The following is a 19,470-nucleotide window of genomic DNA, read 5'->3' as shown; positions in this document are numbered from 1 at the left end:
TCATCGTTCTGAAGCAGGCCGCCGCGCGCCCTGCGAGAAAAAGCGCCGGTGATTGGCCACCGGCATGCGCGCCCGTATCGACGCCTGTTCACTGCTATCGCGTTCGGCCAGTAACACCGCCTCGCCTTGATCCTGTTGCGCCAGCACTCGGCCCCAAGGGTCGACAATCGCCGCGTGGCCAAAGGTTTCCCGTGGGCCTGGGTGCACACCGCCCTGGGCAGCTGCCAGCAGGTAGCACTGGGTTTCGATGGCACGTGCGCGAATCAGCACATCCCAATGCGCAGCCCCGGTCACTGCCGTGAAGGCCGAGGGCGCGGTAATCAGTTCAGCCCCCGCCGCACGTAACTCGCTGTACAGCTCGGGGAACCGCAGGTCGTAGCACACCGTTAACCCCACACGGCCCACCGGCGTATCCGCCACCACCACCTGGTTACCGAAAGCATAGTCGTCAGATTCGCGATAACGACCGCGAGCATCCGCTACGTCCACATCAAACAGGTGGAGTTTGTCGTAGCGAGCGACGATTTCACCCTGATCGTTGATCAGCAGCGAGCAAGCATTGGGTTTGGCGTGGGGCTGGTCCTTGGGTGGCAGCGGCAAGGTGCCGGCCACTATCCATAAGGTGAGGTCGCGGGCGGCCTGTTTCAACCAGGGCAGCACAGGGCCTTGCCCCAACGCCTCGGCGCGGCCAATGTCGGCCACATCGCGGCGCCCCATGGCGGCGAAATTCTCTGGCAGCACCGCGAGTTTCGCGCCATCGGCCGCCGCCTGCTCCAGCAGGCGACGCGCCTGGGCGAGGTTGGCCAGCACGTCACTCTGGCTGACCATTTGAATTACCGCAAAGGACATGGGCCGACACTCCATACAGGGCATGGGGCCATGCTACTCCACAGGCTCTCAGTTTGGCTTTTCAAATGGCTTGTCGAAGGTGATTTTTGGATCCTTCCAGGGGCCTTGCACCTTGTATTGCACACTGGCGAAGCGCGAAACCCGGTCACCGATCAGCTTGTCGATCAAAAACAGCGCACCACCAATGGCCGGCGCACCGACAATCAGCGCCGCAATCGGCAGGTTGTTGGTCACAGGCAAGGTGACCAGCAATTTGGCGTCGACGCGATCGGCAACCAGATCCAGGGTGCCGTTAAGCTCCAGATTGGTGGAAGGCCCGGTCATGGTGATGGGCTCGCGGGTCACGAACACGCCATTACTGGCGGCCAACAAGCCCTTGACCCTGTCGTAGCTCAAGCCCTTGCCGAACAAGTCGGAAAAGTCCAAACGCAAACGCCGGCCAATGGAGTTGAAGTTAAGCAGGCCAAACACTCGCAATGCCTGGGCCCCGCCCTCCACTTCGACGAACTGACCTTTACGGAACGCGGCATCCAGGCTGCCGGAAAACCGCTTGGGCCCGACCCAGGCCGGCGACCCCGGCCAGCGGCCATCCACGTCCAGATGAAAGTCTTCGCTGGTCACCGTAGGCGCAAAACCCCAGCCCTTGAGCACGTCGGCAATGTTGCGCCCATCGAGGCGGCCCTTGTACCAACTGCTGCTGGCGCCTGGCGCACCTTCCCAACCCCCAGCGCCCTTGAGCAGCATGCCCTTGAGGCCAAGGTCGAGGTTATTGAAGGCCAGGCCCTTGGCGGTCGGGCGGATTCTCAGCGACCAGGCTCCGATCAGGTCCGAGCCCTGGAACAGCTGGTCGACGGCAATATCCAGTGCCGGAATGCTCTTGGGGTCGATATCGGCCAGCGGGTCCGGCGCGTTTTCGTCCGCCTGCGCGGTCGGGTCTGGCGCAGGCAATTTCACATACTTGAGGTTGACCGCAATCGGCGCGCCTTTGGCGTCCGGCAGGTTCACCGCGCCCTTGGCTTGCTGGCTATCGAGTTGCAGGCCCCAGGCCGCTGGTTTGCGATCGAGCTGCAAGCTGACCTGGTCAAACTGGGTACCAAACCCGGTCAGCTTGCCCACTTTGAAGTCCGCACCGCTGAGCAGTTGCTTGGCATTGCCACCTGGATCATTGCCCGCGTAGCGATCCACAAGTTTCTTCCAGGGATCGATATCCAGTTCCGACAGCACGCCACGAATGCGCAGGCCCTTGGCACCGGGCAGCACGGCATCACCGTCGCCGAGGAACAGTTCGCCACGGCCATCATTGAACTTGTCCGGCGGCGCAGCAAAGGTGAAGTTAGCCAGCTCGCCGTAATCAAACCAGTAACGGCGTTCAGCGCCCTGCAAAGTCATGCGGAAGGTGCTGTCACGTCCTTGGCTGGCCGGCATGCCGAACGGTGCCGGCAGGTCCACCGCGACACCCTTGAGGTTGGAGTTGACCATCAATTGGCTGTCCGCGCCGTCGAGGATCACTTGCAACTGGTACGGAATATCGCCGGAGACCGGCAACGGCTGGCTGATTTTCAACCAGTCCGTAAGGCGCTTGACGGTGACCTGGCCATTGGCAGTCACCCGCGTGCTGATATTACCCGGTTTGCCTTCGGCAAAGATCTGCGCCGTGATGGGGCGGTCGAACGCCTGGGCCGAGATCTTCTGCCCGCTCAGGCCCTTGGCGCTGTCGAAGCGAAAATCACCCTTGAGCTGGGTCAGGTCCAGCGGCGGTTCCGCCAATTGCAGGCGCGCTTTGTCGGTCTTGAAGTCCACCACGATCTTGGGCTCAGTGCCTTTGGCCAGCGGTACGTCCAGGTCCAGGCTACCTTGCAGGTCGCCCTCGCCTTTCCAGCCAGCGAACGTAGACGCCGTGCCAATCGGCGCTTCTTGAAGGATCTTCAGGCCGTCGCCCAAACCGCCGGAGAACCCGCCCGTGAGCAGCAGATGACTGTCCCCGCCCGCTGGGGCGTGGGGGATATTGACGTAGACATCCTTGACCTGGGTGTCGAGCAATTGGCCCTTGCTCGCCAGAATGCGTACGCCGCTCTCCTCGACAAACACTTCGCCATTGACCTTGTTCACGTGCGGCCAGCCCGGCTGGAAGGCGAGTTCGGCATCATGCACCTTGAAGAACAGGCTGATATTGCGCGACGCGGGCAGTGCATTGTGGCTGAGCGAACCCTGGTACTGGAAGAAGCCTTCGTCCACCGCGCCCTTGAGGATCGCCGTGCGCAACCACTCATCCAGCGCCGGGCTCAACACGGCGGGCAGGTACTTGGGGGTGAAACGGCCATCGCCATCGACCATGCCGACCCGCAGGTCCATGTAGTCTTCCTGGCTGTGGTCGAAATGCAGGCGAATCAGGAAGTCCGCCGCCACCTTGCCTTCCTCGCCCAGTACCTTGATATATGGGGCGATCAGGGTGAAGCCTTGCTTGTCCAGCTTCCAGGTCAGGCGTGCATTGGCCTGGATGTACTGCCACGGCTTGGCGAAGATCGGATACAGATGCAAGGAAAAGTCCTTGCTGTCCATGCGCAACTCGCCCTGGCCCAGGTCGCCACTGATGCTGCCGGACACATTGCGTGCGGCTGGCGCGCCAAAGTAGGCATCGAAGCCGACACGTTCCAGGTTGGCGGCAAAACTGAGTTTTCGGTCGGTGGTGTCTTGCGGTCGGAAGTCCACCAGCACATTGCGTAACAGGCCAGTGGCTTTGAGGTGTTCGACGGCCTTGGCGAAACCGTCCGGCAGCGGCGCCAAGGCGTTGAGCAGCGGGGTAATGGGGGCCAGGTCGAGACGGTCGGCCTGCAATTTCCACACCTCCTGTTCTTTGTCGGTCGCCAGGTTTTGCTGCAATTGCAGGCGCGATTCCCAGCGGGTTTCGCCAATGTTCATCGCCAGGGAATCAAACAGCACCTTGAGGCCAGTGTCACTGCGTTGCAGGTAGGCGGTCAGGGCCAGGTTTTCAAGGTGCACCGGCTTACGGTCGGCGTAGCTGCCCTTCACTTGGGGCGAATTGAGGCGTACCGCCGCGCTTTGCACCGTGCCTTTGGCCCAACTGAGCCAAAACTCACCGCCGGCCTTCAATTGCGTCAGCTTCCATTGCTGGGTCAGCCTGGCGGGAATCCACTTGGCCCAGTCGCTTTGCGGCAGGCTCAGGTAGGCATCGACCTCAGCGTCTTTCCACTGACTGGCGCGAATGCGGCTGCGCAGGCTGACCGCCAACGGTTGGCCATCGGGCAATGTCAGGCGAGCATCCAGACGCTGCTGGCTCATGCCGGTATGCAGGCTCAGGCCCACATAGGTCACGGTCACTGGTGCCTGGTCGAAGGGTTGCAGGGTCACCTGGCTGTCCAGCACCGACACGCGCTTGACCATTTGCATGCGCGTCAGCAGTTGTTGCGGGTCCAACGGCTGGTCGTCCTGCACCGGCAAGCCTTGCAGGGTCCAGCGGCCGTCCTGGTTCTCCTTGACACTCAGTTGCAAGCCACTGACTTGCAGATGGGCGATACGCACTTCGCGGGCCATCAGGCTGGCCCACATATCCGGCACCACTTCCACCTGGTCCAGGCGCAAGGCACTGCTGCCCTCGCCGACCATGACGTCGTGGGCCAGCAATACCGGGGCAAACCCGCTCCAACGGCCTTCAAGACTACCGATATGCAGCGGCGTATCCAGCGCAGCCTGGGCCTTGGCCTCGACTTCGGCGCGGTATTCAGCCACCAGCGGGGTGAGTTCGCGCCCCAGGCTCACATACACCGCCGCCAATACCAGCGACAACGCACACAGGCCCAGGCCCCAACGGGTCAAAGCGGCAAAAAAGCGTATCAGACGCTCCATGTCAGGCGACCCTCAAAAAACAGTTAGCGGACGGCAGATCAAGGTCTGCCGGTCTCGAAGAAAGTGCACAGTTGGGGATCAGAGCAACACCACGTCGTATTGTTCCTGGGAATACATGGTTTCGACCTGGAAGCGAATCGTGCGACCGATAAAACTTTCCAGTTCGGCGACGTTACCGGACTCTTCGTCCAGCAGGCGATCCACCACTTTCTGATTGGCAAGTACTCTATAACCTTCGGCCTGATAGGCGCGTGCCTCCCGCAGGATCTCGCGGAAAATCTCGTAGCAAACCGTTTCCGGGGTCTTCAGTTTGCCGCGCCCTTGGCAACTGCTGCACGGCTCGCACAGGACCTGTTCCAGGCTTTCACGCGTGCGCTTGCGAGTCATCTGCACCAGGCCCAACTCGGTGATGCCGATGATGTTGGTCTTGGCGTGATCGCGCTCCAGTTGCTTCTCAAGCGTACGCAGCACCTGGCGCTGGTGCTCTTCATCTTCCATGTCGATGAAGTCGATGATGATGATGCCGCCCAGGTTGCGCAGGCGCAGTTGGCGGGCAATAGCGGTAGCCGCCTCGAGATTGGTCTTGAAGATGGTCTCTTCAAGGTTGCGATGGCCCACGAATGCGCCGGTATTGACGTCGATGGTGGTCATGGCTTCTGCCGGGTCTACCACCAGGTAGCCGCCGGACTTGAGTGGCACCTTGCGTTCCAGGGCTTTCTGGATTTCGTCTTCGACGCCATACAGGTCGAATATCGGCCGCTCGCCGGGGTAGTGTTCCAGGCGATCGGCGATTTCTGGCATCAACTCAGCGACAAATTGCGTGGTGCGCTGGAAGGTTTCCCGCGAGTCGATGCGAATTTTCTCGATCTTCGGGCTGACCAGGTCGCGCAGCGTGCGCAGCGCCAGGCCAAGGTCTTCATAGATGACGCTGGGCGCGCCGATGGTCTTGATCTGCGCGTCGATCTGATCCCACAGGCGCCGCAGGTAGCGAATATCCATGAGGATCTCGTCAGCGCCAGCGCCTTCTGCGGCGGTGCGCAGGATAAACCCGCCCGCTTCCTTGATGCCCTCGGCGGCGACGCAGTCGCTGACCACCTTCTTCAGGCGCTCGCGCTCGGCTTCATCTTCGATCTTCAGGGAAATGCCCACATGGGCAGTGCGCGGCATGTACACCAGGTATCGCGAGGGAATCGACAACTGGGTGGTCAAGCGGGCTCCCTTGGAACCGATAGGGTCCTTGGTGACTTGCACCACCAGGCTCTGGCCCTCGTGCACCAGAGCGCTGATGCTTTCCACCGCAGGGCCCTCGCGCAGGGAAATTTCCGAGGCATGGATAAACGCTGCACGGTCCAGGCCGATGTCGACGAAGGCCGCCTGCATGCCCGGCAATACACGCACCACCTTGCCTTTGTAGATATTGCCGACGATCCCGCGCTTTTGGGTGCGTTCGACATGCACTTCTTGCAGAACACCGTTCTCTACCACCGCCACGCGCGATTCCATCGGCGTGATATTGATCAGAATCTCTTCACTCATGGCTGGGTCTCGTTCAGGCGTTTTCACAATAGTGACCGGTCGCTTAAGGCTTGGCGCTGGAATACGGCGTTCAGCACACGGTAAGGTTTTGCCAACAGGGTATGCCGAATTGCGCCAGGAGTTGCGCGGTTTCGCACACAGGCAGGCCCACCACCGCGGAATAACTGCCATTGAGCCCGGCAACGAACACCGAACCCAACCCCTGGATAGCATAGCCGCCGGCCTTGTCCTGCGGTTCACCACTGTGCCAGTAGGCGGTAGCCTCCTGATCAGAAACCTCGCGAAAACGTACACGACTGCTTACACATCGGGTTTCGCAACGCTGGCCGTCAGTCAGGGCAATGGCGGTGAGCACTTCATGTTCTCGACCGGAAAGTGCCATCAGCATCGCCAGCGCATCGGCCTGGTCAACGGGCTTGCCCAGGATCTGGCCATCCACGATCACCGCCGTATCGGCCCCCAATACACAGGCGCCCAAGGTATGGCCAAGCGCAATAAAACCCGCCGTCGCCTTGCCGCGCGCAAGGCGCTCGACATAGGCAACGGCAGGCTCGTTGGCAAGAGGGGTTTCATCAATAGCGGCGCTGACCACGGTGAAGGGCACACCGATCTGGGTCAACAGCTCACGTCGCCGCGGGGAGCCCGAGGCCAGGTAAAGCGAATTCATTGCAGCCTCTCCCTGTTGAGTTCGATAACCAGGCAGAGCCTCGCAACCATTCAATTGATTTTATAGCGCCGACGCAGCCCGCGCAGGCCAAAACTGATCCAGGGCCACAACAATGCACTGACCAGCGCCGGCAAGACCAACGCGAGCGTAGGCTGACGGTTGCCGGTCAAGGCGCTCAGCCACAGTTGCACCAACTGCGCCAGGCCGAAGATCACCAGGATCACCAGGCACTGCTGCCACATCGGGAACATGCGCAGGCGCTGTTGCAACGACAGCACCAGGAAGGTAATCAGTGTCAGGATCAACGCGTTCTGGCCCAGCAAGGTGCCATACAGCACATCTTCGGCCAACCCCAGGCACATGGCCGTGACCATGCCCACCTTGTGCGGCAGGTTCAACGACCAGAACGCCAGCAACAAGGCCAGCCAGAGCGGGCGCAGGATTTCCATGAACTGCGGCAGCGGCGAAACGCTGAGCAGCAAGCCGATGGCGAAGGTCAGCCAGACGATCCAGCCATTGCGTGAATGAGTACCCGCCATTAGTCCCCCCTCTGCGGTGTGGTGGCCGGAGCGGCGGTCGGTTTAGCCGGGCGCGCGTTATGCGCGGCAGGTTTGGCCGGCGTTGTCACAGGTGCTGCCGGTGCAGGTGACGTGGCTGGCGCGGGTGCAGGCGGACCAACAAAAGCAGGTTTTGGCACCGTGGCCGGCACGATAGGCGCGGTGCCATTCTGCTGGTCCTCCGCTTCCTGGGCCTGGGCAGCGTCGTTAGCGCGCTCTTCCGGGGTGCGGTTGTCGCTGAACACCAGCAGCAGGTAACGGCTGCGGTTCAGCGCGGCAGTCGGTACCGCCCGAACGATAGCGAACGGCTGGCCGGAATCGTGGATCACCTCTTTGACCGTCGCCACCGGATAACCCGCCGGGAAGCGCTGGCCCAGGCCAGAGCTGACCAACAGGTCGCCCTCCTTGATGTCAGCGGTGTCGGCCACATGGCGCAGTTCCAGGCGTTCCGGGTTACCGGTGCCGCTGGCAATCGCGCGCAAACCGTTACGGTTGACCTGTACCGGAATGCTATGGGTAGTGTCCGTCAGCAACAGCACCCGCGAGGTGTAGGGCATCAACTCCACCACCTGGCCCATCAGGCCACGGGCGTCGAGCACCGGCTGACCAAGCACCACACCGTCGCGCTCACCCTTGTTGATGATGATGCGGTGGGTAAAGGGGTTGGGGTCCATACCGATCAGTTCGGCCACTTCGACCTTTTCGTTGACCAGTGCGGAAGAATTGAGCAACTCGCGCAGCCGAACGTTCTGCTCGGTGAGGGCCGCCAGCTTTTGCATGCGCCCCTGCAACAGCAGGTTTTCAGTCTTGAGTTTTTCGTTCTCGGCGACCAGTTCGGTGCGGCTGCCAAATTGGCTGGACACGCCCTGGAAGAGACGTTGCGGCAGGTCGGTGATCCAGTAGGTCTGCATCAACACCAGCGACATCTGGCTGCGCACCGGCTTGAGCAGTGCAAAGCGGGCATCGACCACCATCAGCGCGACCGAAAGCACGGTCAGCACCAATAAGCGCACACCCAATGAGGGGCCTTTGGCGAAAAGCGGTTTAATAAGCCGCTCCTCCCAGGCAAATGTTCTCTTTATTCATACGGCATCAAACCGGCCTGGATGCAGATTGAAGAAGATAAACGCCAACAGGCAGCACTGCAAAGTGCTGCCTGCCGACGAAGCATGAACCATCCAGGCAATCTTATTCGCTGGAGAGCAGGTCCATGGTGTGTTTATCCATCATTTCCAGCGCACGACCACCGCCACGGGCAACGCAGGTCAACGGGTCTTCGGCGACGATCACCGGCAGGCCGGTTTCCTGGGCCAGCAACTTGTCGAGGTCGCGCAACAAGGCGCCACCACCGGTCAGTACCAGGCCACGCTCGGCGATATCGGAAGCCAGCTCCGGCGGCGATTGCTCCAGGGCACTTTTCACAGCCTGAACGATGGTGGCCAGGGACTCTTGCAGAGCCTCCAGCACTTCATTGGAGTTCAGGGTGAAGGCACGTGGAACGCCTTCGGCCAGGTTGCGACCGCGCACATCGACTTCGCGCACTTCGCCGCCTGGGTAAGCGGTGCCGATTTCCTGCTTGATGCGCTCGGCGGTGGATTCGCCGATCAGGCTGCCGTAGTTACGACGCACATAAGTGATGATCGCTTCGTCGAAGCGGTCGCCGCCCACGCGCACGGATTCGGCATACACCACACCGTTCAGGGAAATCAGGGCGATTTCGGTAGTACCACCACCGATATCCACCACCATCGAACCGCGCGCTTCTTCCACCGGCAGGCCGGCACCGATCGCAGCCGCCATCGGCTCTTCGATCAGGAATACTTCACGGGCACCGGCGCCAAGGGCCGATTCACGGATGGCGCGACGCTCCACCTGGGTGGACTTGCACGGAACGCAGATCAGCACGCGAGGGCTGGGCTGCAGAAAACTGTTTTCGTGAACTTTGTTGATGAAGTACTGCAGCATCTTTTCGCAGACGCTGAAATCGGCGATCACGCCATCCTTCATCGGACGAATGGCAGCAATATTGCCTGGTGTACGGCCGAGCATGCGCTTGGCCTCGGTGCCAACGGCAACGACACTTTTCTGATTACCATGGGTCCGAATGGCCACAACCGATGGCTCATTCAGAACGATTCCGCGCTCGCGCACGTAAATAAGGGTGTTGGCAGTGCCCAGGTCAATGGAGAGATCGCTGGAAAACATGCCACGCAGTTTCTTGAACATGGGGAAAGGACCCTAGGCAACGCGTGGGTAAAAAAGTGCGGCAAACTCTAACAACGACAGGGATTTTGGGCAAGGCGCCAATGTGCTAAATTGGCCGACTTTCTGTGCACCAACCCCCACAATCGCGGCCTTATGACCGTAGAAATGCGGTAGTGTTCCGACAATCTAACACACGGACGCCCTCCGTTCTGTTTTCCACTGGAGAATCCCATGGCGCTTGAACGCTCCGACGTGGAAAAAATCGCACATTTGGCCTCGCTTGGCCTTAATGATGCCGATCTTCCACAGACCACCGCAGCCCTGAACAGCATTCTCGGGCTGGTCGACCAAATGCAGGCCGTGAATACCGACGGCATCGAGCCCCTGGCTCACCCACTGGAAGCCAGCCAGCGCCTGCGCGCAGACGTCGTGACCGAACGCAATAATCGCGAGGCCTACCAGTCCATCGCGCCAGCGGTCGAAAACGGCCTGTACCTGGTTCCGAAAGTCATCGACTAAAGGGAAAGAGCCTTTCATGCATCACATGACTCTGGCCGAGATCGCCCGCGGTCTCGCCGACAAATCGTTTTCTTCCGAAGAGCTGACCCAGACCTTGCTGGCGCGTATCGCCGCGCTCGATCCGAAGGTCAACAGCTTCATCAGCCTCACCGAGGAGCTGGCCCTGAGCCAGGCCAAGGCCGCCGACGCCCGTCGCGCCAACGGTGAGAATGGTGCGCTGCTCGGCGCACCGATCGCCCACAAGGACCTGTTCTGCACCCAGGGCATTCGCACCAGCTGCGGCTCGAAGATGCTCGACAACTTCAAGGCGCCCTACGACGCCACTGTGGTCGCCAAGCTGGCCGCCGCCGGCGCCGTGACCCTTGGCAAGACCAACATGGACGAATTCGCCATGGGTTCGGCCAACGAGTCCAGCTACTACGGCGCGGTGAAAAACCCGTGGAACCTGGAACACGTCCCGGGTGGTTCGTCCGGTGGTTCGGCGGCGGCCGTGGCCGCGCGCTTCCTGCCGGCCGCTACCGCCACCGATACCGGCGGTTCGATCCGCCAGCCAGCCGCCTTCACCAACCTCACCGGCCTGAAGCCGACCTATGGTCGCGTTTCCCGCTGGGGCATGATCGCCTACGCCTCAAGTCTCGATCAGGGCGGCCCTCTGGCACGCACGGCTGAAGACTGCGCAATATTGTTACAAGGCATGGCAGGCTTCGATAAACAGGACTCCACCAGCATCGACGAGCCAGTGCCGGACTACAGCGCCAGCCTGAACACCTCGATCAAGGGCCTGCGCATCGGCGTGCCGAAGGAATACTTCAGCGCTGGCCTCGACCCGCGTATCGCCGAACTGGTGCAAAACAGCATCAAAGAGCTCGAAAAGCTTGGCGCCGTGATCAAGGAAATCAGCCTGCCGAACAACCAGCACGCGATTCCCGCCTACTACGTGATCGCGCCAGCAGAGGCCTCTTCCAACCTGTCGCGTTTCGACGGCGTGCGCTTCGGCTATCGCTGCGAGAACCCGAAAGACCTCACCGACCTGTACAAACGCTCCCGCGGCGAAGGCTTCGGCAGTGAAGTGCAGCGCCGGATCATGGTCGGTGCTTATGCCCTGTCCGCCGGCTACTACGACGCGTACTACCTCAAGGCGCAAAAAATCCGTCGCCTGATCAAGAACGACTTCATGGCCGCCTTTGAAGAAGTCGATGTGATCCTCGGCCCGACCGCGCCAAACCTGGCGTGGAAGATCGGCGCCAAGACCGGCGACCCGATCGCCGAGTACCTGGAAGACCTCTACACCATCACCGCCAACCTCGCGGGCTTGCCGGGCTTGTCCATGCCCGCAGGTTTCGTCGATGGCCTGCCGGTGGGCGTGCAATTGCTCGCCCCGTATTTCCAGGAAGGCCGCCTGCTCAATGTGGCGCACCAGTACCAGTTGAATACCGACTGGCACACCCGCACCCCTACCGGCTTCTGAGGAGAACACTATGCAATGGGAAGTTGTGATCGGGCTGGAGATTCATACCCAGCTCGCCACCCAATCGAAGATTTTCTCCGGTAGCGCCACCACGTTCGGCTCCGAACCCAATACCCAGGCCAGCCTGGTCGACCTGGGCATGCCCGGCGTGCTGCCGGTGCTGAACCAGGAAGCGGTGCGCATGGCCGTGATGTTCGGCTTGGCGATTGACGCCGAGATCGGCCAGCACAACGTGTTTGCGCGCAAGAACTACTTCTACCCGGACCTGCCCAAGGGCTACCAGATCAGCCAGATGGAACTGCCGATTGTCGGCAAGGGCCACCTGGACATTCCCCTGGAAGACGGCACCATCAAGCGCGTCGGCGTCACCCGTGCGCACCTGGAAGAAGACGCCGGCAAAAGCCTGCACGAAGAATTCCCGGGCGCTACCGGTATCGACCTGAACCGTGCTGGCACGCCGCTGCTGGAGATCGTGTCCGAGCCGGACATGCGCAGCGCCAAGGAAGCCGTGGCCTACGTCAAGACCATCCACGCGCTGGTGCGCTACCTGGGCATCTGCGACGGCAACATGGCCGAAGGCTCGCTGCGTTGCGACTGCAACGTGTCGATCCGCCCAAAGGGCCAGGTCGAGTTCGGCACCCGCTGCGAGATCAAGAACGTCAACTCGTTCCGCTTCATCGAGAAGGCGATCAACAGCGAAGTACGTCGCCAGATCGAGCTGATCGAAGACGGCGGCAAGGTGATCCAGCAAACGCGCCTGTACGATCCGAACAAAGACGAAACCCGCGCCATGCGCAGCAAAGAGGAAGCCAACGACTACCGTTACTTCCCCGACCCGGACCTGTTGCCGGTGGTGCTGGAGGATTCCTTCCTCAATGACATCCGCGCCACCCTGCCGGAACTGCCGCAGCAAAAACGCGAGCGCTTCCAGGAGCAGTTCGGCCTGTCGGTCTACGATGCCAGCGTCCTGGCCTCCAGCCGTGAACAAGCCAACTACTTCGAAAAAGTAGTGAGCATTGCCGGCGACGCCAAGCTGGCGGCCAACTGGGTGATGGTCGAGCTGGGCAGCCTGTTGAACAAACAGGGCCTGGAAATCGACGAAGCGCCGGTCACCGCCGAACAACTGGGTGGCATGCTGCTGCGCATCAAGGACAACACCATCTCCGGCAAAATTGCCAAGACCGTGTTCGAAGCGATGGCCGCCGGTGAAGGCAATGCCGACGAGATCATCGAGAAGCGTGGCCTCAAGCAAGTCACCGACAGCGGCGCCATCTCGGCCGTACTCGATGAAATGCTCGCGGCCAATGCCGAGCAGGTCGAGCAATACCGTGCGGCAGACGAAGCCAAGCGCGGCAAGATGTTCGGCTTCTTTGTCGGCCAGGCGATGAAAGCCTCCAAGGGCAAAGCCAACCCGCAACAGGTGAACGAACTGCTCAAAAGCAAGCTCGAAGGCTGATTGCAGTGAAATGGTTGGAGCAGAGTCCAAATTCTGGCTCTAACTCCTGTGGGAGCGGGCTTGCTCGCGAAAGCGGACTGACAGCCAACATATATGTTGAATGTTCTACCGCATTCGCGAGCAAGCCCGCTCCCACATTTGTTACCGGGGCATATCTGAAATGAAGCGTCTACTCGGCCTCCTGGCCCTGTCCTCCCTGCTGGCCGGTTGCGCCAGCGGCCTCATCGACCCCAACGGCTACGACGAAACCGGCACCGCGTCTTATTACGGCGCCAAGCACCATGGCAAGAAAACCGCCAGCGGTGAACCTTTCAACCAGAACGCCTTGACCGCCGCCCATCGGCGCCTGCCCTTCGGCACCCAGGTCAAGGTGACCAACCTCGACAACAACCGTTCTGTCGTGGTGCGTATCACTGATCGCGGCCCGCATACCCGTGGGCGCCTGATCGACCTTTCACGCAAGGCTGCCGAGCAGTTGCGCATGCTGCGCAGCGGTACCGCACGGGTACGCGTGCAAGCCCTGAACAACTGATCGAGGCAGCCTTGAGCATTTTCGGATTGAACGCCCTCTCACCCTGGAGCCTGCTCGAACTGGTGGGCGGCCTGATCTTGCTGATCATCGGCGCTGAAATCCTGGTACGCGCCGCGGTACGCCTGGCGGCGAGCCTCAAGGTGCGGCCACTGATCATCGGCTTGAGCATCGTCGCCTTCGGCAGCAGTGCGCCACAGATGACCGTCAGTCTTCAGGCCACGCTGGCTGGCAACACGGACATTGCCGTAGGCAGCGTCATCGGCAGCAGCATCTTCAATATCCTTGTGACCCTGGGTTTGTCCGCACTGATCATTCCGCTGCGGGTCTCGCGGCAGCTGGTGCGCGTGGATATCCCGGTGATGATCGTCGCCGGCCTGCTGGTATTTATCCTGGCGGCTAACGAAATGCTGACGCCCTTCGATGGCGCCGTGCTGCTGGTGGCGCTGGTGGCCTACCTTGGCGTATTGCATTACCAGACGCGTCATTCCCGCCGCCCGCGCACTCTGGACACCGTGGCGAAGGCGCCATGGCTGAGCAGTGTGCTGCTGATGCTCGGCGGTTTGCTGGTGCTGGTGCTGGCCGGGCATTTGTTGCTCGGCGCAGCGGTGGAGGTGGCGGGCGATCTCGGATTGTCGGAGCGCGTCATCGGCCTCACGTTGATCGGCGTCGGCACCTCGCTGCCGTGCCTTGCCACGTCGCTGATCGCCGCGTTGCGTGGCGAACGGGAGATTGCCGTAGGCAACGTGATCGGCAGCAACCTGTTCAACCTGCTCGGCGTGCTGGGTTTTACCGCACTGGTGGCGCCGACACCGCTTTCGGTATCACCCAACGCCCTGGACTTCGATTTACCGGTGATGCTCGGCGCCATCATCCTGTGCCTGCCGGTGTTCTATACCGGCTATCGGGTAACACGTATCGAAGGGCTGGTGCTGCTGGGGCTGTACCTGGCGTACGGGCTGCATGTCATGGCCTTCACCACGGGCATGCCGCTGGCCAACAAGCTTGAACAATTGATGCTGTATTACGTCCTGCCAGCGTTAGTGGTTTTGCTGTTGTTCACCTCACTGCGCGCCTGGCACCGCCAACACAAGAGGGAATCGCAATGACCGATCAGAAAAAACCCGGGGTTGAAGTACGTCGCCAGGTCATGGGCGATGCGTTCGTCGACCGCGCCCTGGGCAATGCCACGGCGTTCACCCAGCCGCTGCAGGACTTCGTCAACGAGCACGCGTGGGGCAGCGTCTGGAACCGCGAGGGTTTGCCGCTCAAGACCCGCAGCCTGATCACCCTCGCCGCCCTCACCGCCCTCAAGTGCCCGCAGGAACTCAAGGGCCATGTGCGCGGTGCACTGAATAATGGCTGTACGGTGGAGGAGATCCGCGAAGCGCTGCTGCATTGCGCGGTGTATGCCGGGGTGCCGGCGGCGATTGATGCGTTTCGGGCGGCGCAGGAAGTGATTGAGGCGTATCAGGCCGATCAGCAGTGACTGCCAGATAGTTATCGCAGGCAAGCCAGCTCCCACACTTGAGAGTATTCACACATCCACATGTGGGAGCTGGCTTGTCGGGTCGCCGCATCGCTGCGATGGGGCCTCAAGCTGCCCGCCTATTTCAGATCCAACCACCCGCCTGCAACACAAAAATCCCGATATTCGTGGTCACCGCCGCCATCAACGTGGTGATCACGATAATCGCGGCCGCCAACTCATGATTACCCTCCGCCGCCCTGGCCATTACAAAGCTCGCGGCGGCCGTGGGCGCGCCGAAATACAGAAACAGAATCCCCAACTCCGGCCCCCGGAACCCCAGCAACCAAGCGCCCAACGTGGCGATCACTGGTAGCCAGATCATCTTCATCAGGCTCGCGCTCAATGCCATGTTGCCGCTCTTGCGTAGCGCGGCCATGGACAAGGTGCCACCGATGCAAATCAACGCCAGCGGCAACGTGGTATCGGACAGGTACTGCAAGGATTTCTCAAGCCAGCCGGGCACGCCGATCTGGAAGTACGCGAACGGCGTGGCGACGATCACGCTGATAATCAGCGGGTTGGCCAATACACTTTTGAAGATGCTCCACGGGTCGGACTTGATCACTGGGCTATAGACCGCCAGCACAATGGTCGACAGCGTGTTGTAAAAGAGGATCACCAGCGCGGCGAGGATCGCGCCCAGCGATATACCGTAGTCGCCGTACATACTGGCCGCCAGTGCCAGGCCGATGACCCCGTTATTGCCACGAAACGCGCCTTGGGCGTAGATGCCTCGGTCTTCGCGCTTGCAACGAAAGATTGCCCAGCCCCAGGCCATGGCAAAGCTCACCAGGGTGGCGACGCAAAAGTAGATCAGCAACCCAGGCTTGAGCGCCGAGTGCAGGTCGGCATGCAGAATGCCAAGGAACAGCAGCGCCGGCATGGCGACGTTGAACACCAGGGACGATGCGGTGTGGATAAAGTTGTCATTGATCCAGTTGATGCGCTTTAGAAACACGCCCAGGAACAGCATGGCAAACACCGGCGCGGTGATGGTGAGGGTGGTGAGGAAGATTGCCAGCATGCCGGAGAGAACCTTGGTGGGCGTCGTTAGTTGGCTAATGATAAGCCATAGAGCCTGTGGCGTCTGGTAGGGCGCTTTCGCGAGCAAGCCCGCTCCCACATTTAGTCGCATTCCAAAGGTAGAACTCGGTCAAAAGTGGGAGCGGGCTTGCTCGCGAAGGCAGCGACACGGTCTCAGGTAATCGGCGCCGGGTTGAACAGCGTGATGTCGTTATGCAGCTTATGCCGCTCTGCCCAGGTCTGCTTCTTGCCGCTGGCCACATCCAGATAGAAGTGGAACAGCTCCCAGCCCAACTCCTCGATACTCGCCCGCCCCGTGGCAATGCGCCCGGCGTCGATATCGATCAGGTCCGGCCAACGCTGGGCCAGTTCGGTGCGGGTGGAGACCTTCACCACCGGCGCCATCGCCAGCCCGTACGGCGTGCCGCGCCCGGTGGTGAACACGTGCAGGTTCATCCCCGCCGCCAGTTGCAAGGTGCCGCAGACAAAATCACTGGCCGGTGTGGCGCAAAAGATCAGGCCCTTTTCCTTGAAGCGCTCGCCAGGGCCAAGCACGCCGTTGATGGCACTGCTGCCGGATTTGACGATGGAGCCCAACGACTTCTCGACAATATTCGACAGCCCGCCCTTCTTGTTACCCGGCGTGGTATTGGCGCTGCGGTCTGCTTCGCCCTTGGCCAGGTAACGGTCATACCAGTCCATTTCCCGGACCAGCTCGCGGGCAACGTCCGGGTTCTTCGCGCGTGAGGTCAGCAGGTAAATCGCATCGCGCACTTCAGTCACTTCGGAAAACATCACCGTCGCGCCGGCACGCAGTAACAGATCCGAGGCATACCCCAGCGCCGGGTTGGCGGTGATGCCGGAAAACGCATCGCTGCCGCCGCACTGCATGCCCAGGATCAACTCGGAGGCCGGCACGGTTTCGCGGCGACGCTGGTCGAGTTTCTTCAAGCGCACGTCGGCCAGGGCCATGATCTGCTCGATCATTTCAGTAAAGCCGTGGCTGGAATCCTGCAAGCGATACAGCCATGGCTCGCTGAGGTCCACGGAGCTGTCGTTATCGTGCATCACCTGCCCTGCCTGAAGCTTTTCGCAGCCCAGGCTGATCACCAAGGCCTCGCCGCCCAGGTTGGGGTTGCGCGCCAGGTTGCGCACGGTGCGGATGGGGATATAGGCATCCGTCGCCGTAATCGCCACGCCGCAGCCGTAGCTGTGGGTCAGCGCCACCACATCATCGACATGCGGGTACTGGGACAGCAACTCGTCCTTGATGCGCTTGACCGCATGGTCCAGCACGCCGGTAACGCATTGCACGGTGGTGGTAATGCCGAGGATATTGCGCGTGCCCACGGTGCCGTCCGCATTGCGATAGCCCTCGAAGGTAAACCCCTCCAGGGGAGCCTGGGTTTCAGGCACCTCGGTGGACAGCGGCAAGCTGTCCAGCGGCGGTGCGGTGGGCATGCGCAACTGGTCCTCCTGCACCCAACTGCCGCGAGGAATCGGCGCCAGGGCATAACCGATGGTCTGGCCGTAGCGAATAATCTGGCCGCCCTCGGGGATGTCTTCCAGCGTCACCTTGTGGCTCTGCGGGATGAAATCCACGGTGACCAGGCCGTCGGGAAACTCGGTACCGGCGGGTACCCCTTGATCGTTCACCACGATCACCACATTGTCGCGCTCGTGCAAACGGATCGAGCGCGGCGAGTCGGCATGTTCAATCAACTGCATCACACGAACCTCAGGAATGCGCTTGAGAAAGGTTGGTCAACTCAGGGCCCTGGGTAGGCGGCTCCTTGAGCACCACGCGCTTGATCGGGCCGACAATCACCAGGTAACTGAACACCGCCACCAGCGCGTTGGCGCCGACGAACACCAGGGCCCATTTGAACGAGCCGGTGGTGCTGATGATGTAGCCAATCACAATCGGCGTGGTGATCGACGCCAGGTTACCGAAGGTGTTGAACAAGCCGCCACTGAGGCCGGCGATTTGTTTCGGCGAAGTGTCGGACACCACTGCCCAACCCAATGCGCCAACGCCTTTGCCGAAGAAGGCCAAGGCCATGAAGCCCACCACCATCCATTCGATGTCCACGTAATTGCACGCCACGATGCTGCTGGAAATCAGCAGGCCACCGATGATCGGCGCCTTGCGTGCGAAGGTCAGCGAATGGCCTTTGCGCAGCAGGTAGTCGGAAATCACCCCGCCGAGCACCCCGCCGATAAAGCCGCAGATCGCCGGTAACGAGGCAATGAATCCGGCCTTGAGGATGGTCATGCCACGCTCCTGCACCAGGTACACCGGAAACCAGGTCAGGAAGAAGTAGGTGATGCCGTTGATGCAGTACTGGCCCAGGTAGACGCCGAGCATCATGCGGTTGGTCAGGAGCTGGCGGATGTAATCCCACTTCGGCCCGTCGGTTTTCTTACCCTTGCCCTTGTCCTGATCCATATCGACCATCGCGCCATTGGCGGCGATGTGATTGAACTCGGCCTCGTTGATCATCGGATGCTGGCGCGGGCTGTGGATAACTTTCAGCCAGATCAGCGAGAAAACAATGCCGATCACGCCCATCACGATAAACACGTGCTGCCAGCCAAAGCGATAGACGATCCAGCCCATCAACGGCGCGAACAACACCGTGGCGAAATACTGGGCCGAGTTGAAGATCGCCGACGCAGTGCCGCGTTCCGCCGTAGGAAACCACGCCGCAACAATACGGGCATTTCCCGGAAACGACGGCGCCTCGGCCAAGCCCACCATAAAGCGCAGCATGAACAGCGCGACCACCGCAGTGGAGACGCCAAACTCACCGACATAGCCTTGCAGCACGGTGAACAGCGACCAGGTGAAGATGCTCAGGGCATAGACTTTTTTCGAGCCGAAACGGTCGAGCAGCCAGCCACCGGGAATTTGCCCGGCCACGTAGGCCCAACCGAATGCAGAGAAGATATAACCGAGGGTGACCGCGTCGATGCCGAGGTCTTTTTGCAGGCTGGAGCCGGCGATAGCGATGGTGGCCCGGTCGGCGTAGTTGATCGTGGTCACCAGGAACAGCATGAGCAGGATCAAATAGCGGACATGGGTCGGCTTGGTCGCTTGCATGTAGAAGTACTCCCACTAATTATTTTTTTTGCGGGTAATCATTTTTTTTGCCCTGGAAACCGCACTATGTGGGAGCCGGGCTTGCCCGCGATGCAGGCACCTCGGTGTGTCAGCGAGACCGAGGTGAGGCTATCGCAGGCAAGCCAGCTCCCACCTGGAGCCG

16 protein-coding genes are annotated in these 19,470 nt (G+C 61.0%); 6 read left to right on the top strand and 10 right to left on the bottom strand.

Translation table 11 applies throughout. The features are described from left to right. The 7 genes from BT199_RS06680 to mreB form a co-directional block, all read right to left on the bottom strand. Positions 1–849 carry a carbon-nitrogen hydrolase family protein gene (locus BT199_RS06680; protein ID WP_072434183.1) on the bottom strand — a complete coding sequence of 283 codons (849 nt, stop codon included), beginning with the start codon at positions 847–849 and terminating at the stop codon, positions 1–3. A 48-nt stretch (positions 850–897) separates the two neighbouring features. Continuing rightward, positions 898–4,713 (bottom strand): YhdP family protein, encoded by a 3,816-nt coding sequence (locus BT199_RS06675; RefSeq protein ID WP_020301267.1) that lies wholly within the window; start codon positions 4,711–4,713, stop codon positions 898–900. A gap of 78 nt (positions 4,714–4,791) precedes the next feature. Then, on the bottom strand, positions 4,792–6,249 hold the full coding sequence (gene rng / locus BT199_RS06670) for a ribonuclease G (RefSeq protein WP_003188562.1): 1,458 nt from the start codon (positions 6,247–6,249) through the stop codon (positions 4,792–4,794). 70 nt (positions 6,250–6,319) lie between these two features. Then, positions 6,320–6,916: a Maf family protein gene (locus tag BT199_RS06665; RefSeq protein ID WP_038448932.1), complete on the bottom strand. Its 597-nt coding sequence runs from the start codon at positions 6,914–6,916 to the stop codon at positions 6,320–6,322. 50 nt (positions 6,917–6,966) lie between these two features. Then, positions 6,967–7,455 (bottom strand): rod shape-determining protein MreD, encoded by a 489-nt coding sequence (mreD, locus tag BT199_RS06660; RefSeq protein ID WP_003188558.1) that lies wholly within the window; start codon positions 7,453–7,455, stop codon positions 6,967–6,969. Further along, on the bottom strand, positions 7,455–8,522 hold the full coding sequence (mreC, locus tag BT199_RS06655; RefSeq protein ID WP_072434182.1) for a rod shape-determining protein MreC: 1,068 nt from the start codon (positions 8,520–8,522) through the stop codon (positions 7,455–7,457). The genes mreD and mreC overlap by 1 nt, the downstream gene beginning before the upstream one ends. Before the next feature lie 139 nt (positions 8,523–8,661). After that, entirely contained in the window at positions 8,662–9,699 is a 1,038-nt protein-coding gene (gene mreB / locus BT199_RS06650) for a rod shape-determining protein MreB (protein ID WP_002555108.1), read from the bottom strand. 210 nt (positions 9,700–9,909) lie between these two features. On the opposite strand from mreB, the gene gatC reads away from it, so the two are divergent. The 6 genes from gatC to BT199_RS06620 all read left to right on the top strand — a co-directional run bounded on the left by gatC (position 9,910) and on the right by BT199_RS06620 (position 15,139). Further along, entirely contained in the window at positions 9,910–10,197 is a 288-nt protein-coding gene (gatC, locus tag BT199_RS06645) for an Asp-tRNA(Asn)/Glu-tRNA(Gln) amidotransferase subunit GatC (RefSeq protein WP_003188556.1), read from the top strand. Between the two features lie 16 nt (positions 10,198–10,213). Further along, on the top strand, positions 10,214–11,665 hold the full coding sequence (gene gatA / locus BT199_RS06640) for an Asp-tRNA(Asn)/Glu-tRNA(Gln) amidotransferase subunit GatA (RefSeq protein ID WP_014716920.1): 1,452 nt from the start codon (positions 10,214–10,216) through the stop codon (positions 11,663–11,665). A gap of 10 nt (positions 11,666–11,675) precedes the next feature. Beyond that, positions 11,676–13,121: an Asp-tRNA(Asn)/Glu-tRNA(Gln) amidotransferase subunit GatB gene (gatB, locus tag BT199_RS06635; protein ID WP_005784800.1), complete on the top strand. Its 1,446-nt coding sequence runs from the start codon at positions 11,676–11,678 to the stop codon at positions 13,119–13,121. 160 nt (positions 13,122–13,281) lie between these two features. After that, positions 13,282–13,653, top strand: a complete 372-nt coding sequence (locus BT199_RS06630; RefSeq protein WP_014716919.1) for a septal ring lytic transglycosylase RlpA family protein — start codon at positions 13,282–13,284, stop codon at positions 13,651–13,653. A gap of 26 nt (positions 13,654–13,679) precedes the next feature. Beyond that, the gene (locus BT199_RS06625) at positions 13,680–14,759 is read left to right on the top strand and encodes a calcium/sodium antiporter (protein WP_014716918.1); all 1,080 of its coding nucleotides are present in this window, start codon (positions 13,680–13,682) and stop codon (positions 14,757–14,759) included. After that, positions 14,756–15,139, top strand: coding sequence for a carboxymuconolactone decarboxylase family protein (locus BT199_RS06620; RefSeq protein ID WP_014716917.1), 384 nt, complete (start codon positions 14,756–14,758; stop codon positions 15,137–15,139). Before BT199_RS06625 ends, BT199_RS06620 begins: the two co-directional genes overlap by 4 nt. Positions 15,140–15,263: 124 nt before the next feature. On the opposite strand, the gene BT199_RS06615 is transcribed toward BT199_RS06620, so the two are convergent. The 3 genes from BT199_RS06615 to BT199_RS06605 all read right to left on the bottom strand — a co-directional run bounded on the left by BT199_RS06615 (position 15,264) and on the right by BT199_RS06605 (position 19,307). Continuing rightward, positions 15,264–16,205, bottom strand: a complete 942-nt coding sequence (locus BT199_RS06615) for an AEC family transporter (RefSeq protein WP_003188544.1) — start codon at positions 16,203–16,205, stop codon at positions 15,264–15,266. A gap of 173 nt (positions 16,206–16,378) precedes the next feature. Then, positions 16,379–17,932, bottom strand: coding sequence for a galactarate dehydratase (garD, locus tag BT199_RS06610; RefSeq protein WP_072434181.1), 1,554 nt, complete (start codon positions 17,930–17,932; stop codon positions 16,379–16,381). A 10-nt stretch (positions 17,933–17,942) separates the two neighbouring features. After that, positions 17,943–19,307 carry an MFS transporter gene (locus BT199_RS06605; RefSeq protein ID WP_003188541.1) on the bottom strand — a complete coding sequence of 455 codons (1,365 nt, stop codon included), beginning with the start codon at positions 19,305–19,307 and terminating at the stop codon, positions 17,943–17,945. Positions 19,308–19,470 lie beyond the last annotated feature (163 nt).

It is taken from the genome of Pseudomonas sp. NFR02 (assembly GCF_900119375.1).
Taxonomy (GTDB): Bacteria; Pseudomonadota; Gammaproteobacteria; order Pseudomonadales; family Pseudomonadaceae; genus Aquipseudomonas; species Aquipseudomonas paracarnis.
Note: the sequence above shows the minus strand (reverse complement) of the source record. Positions and strands in the feature narration are given on the sequence as shown.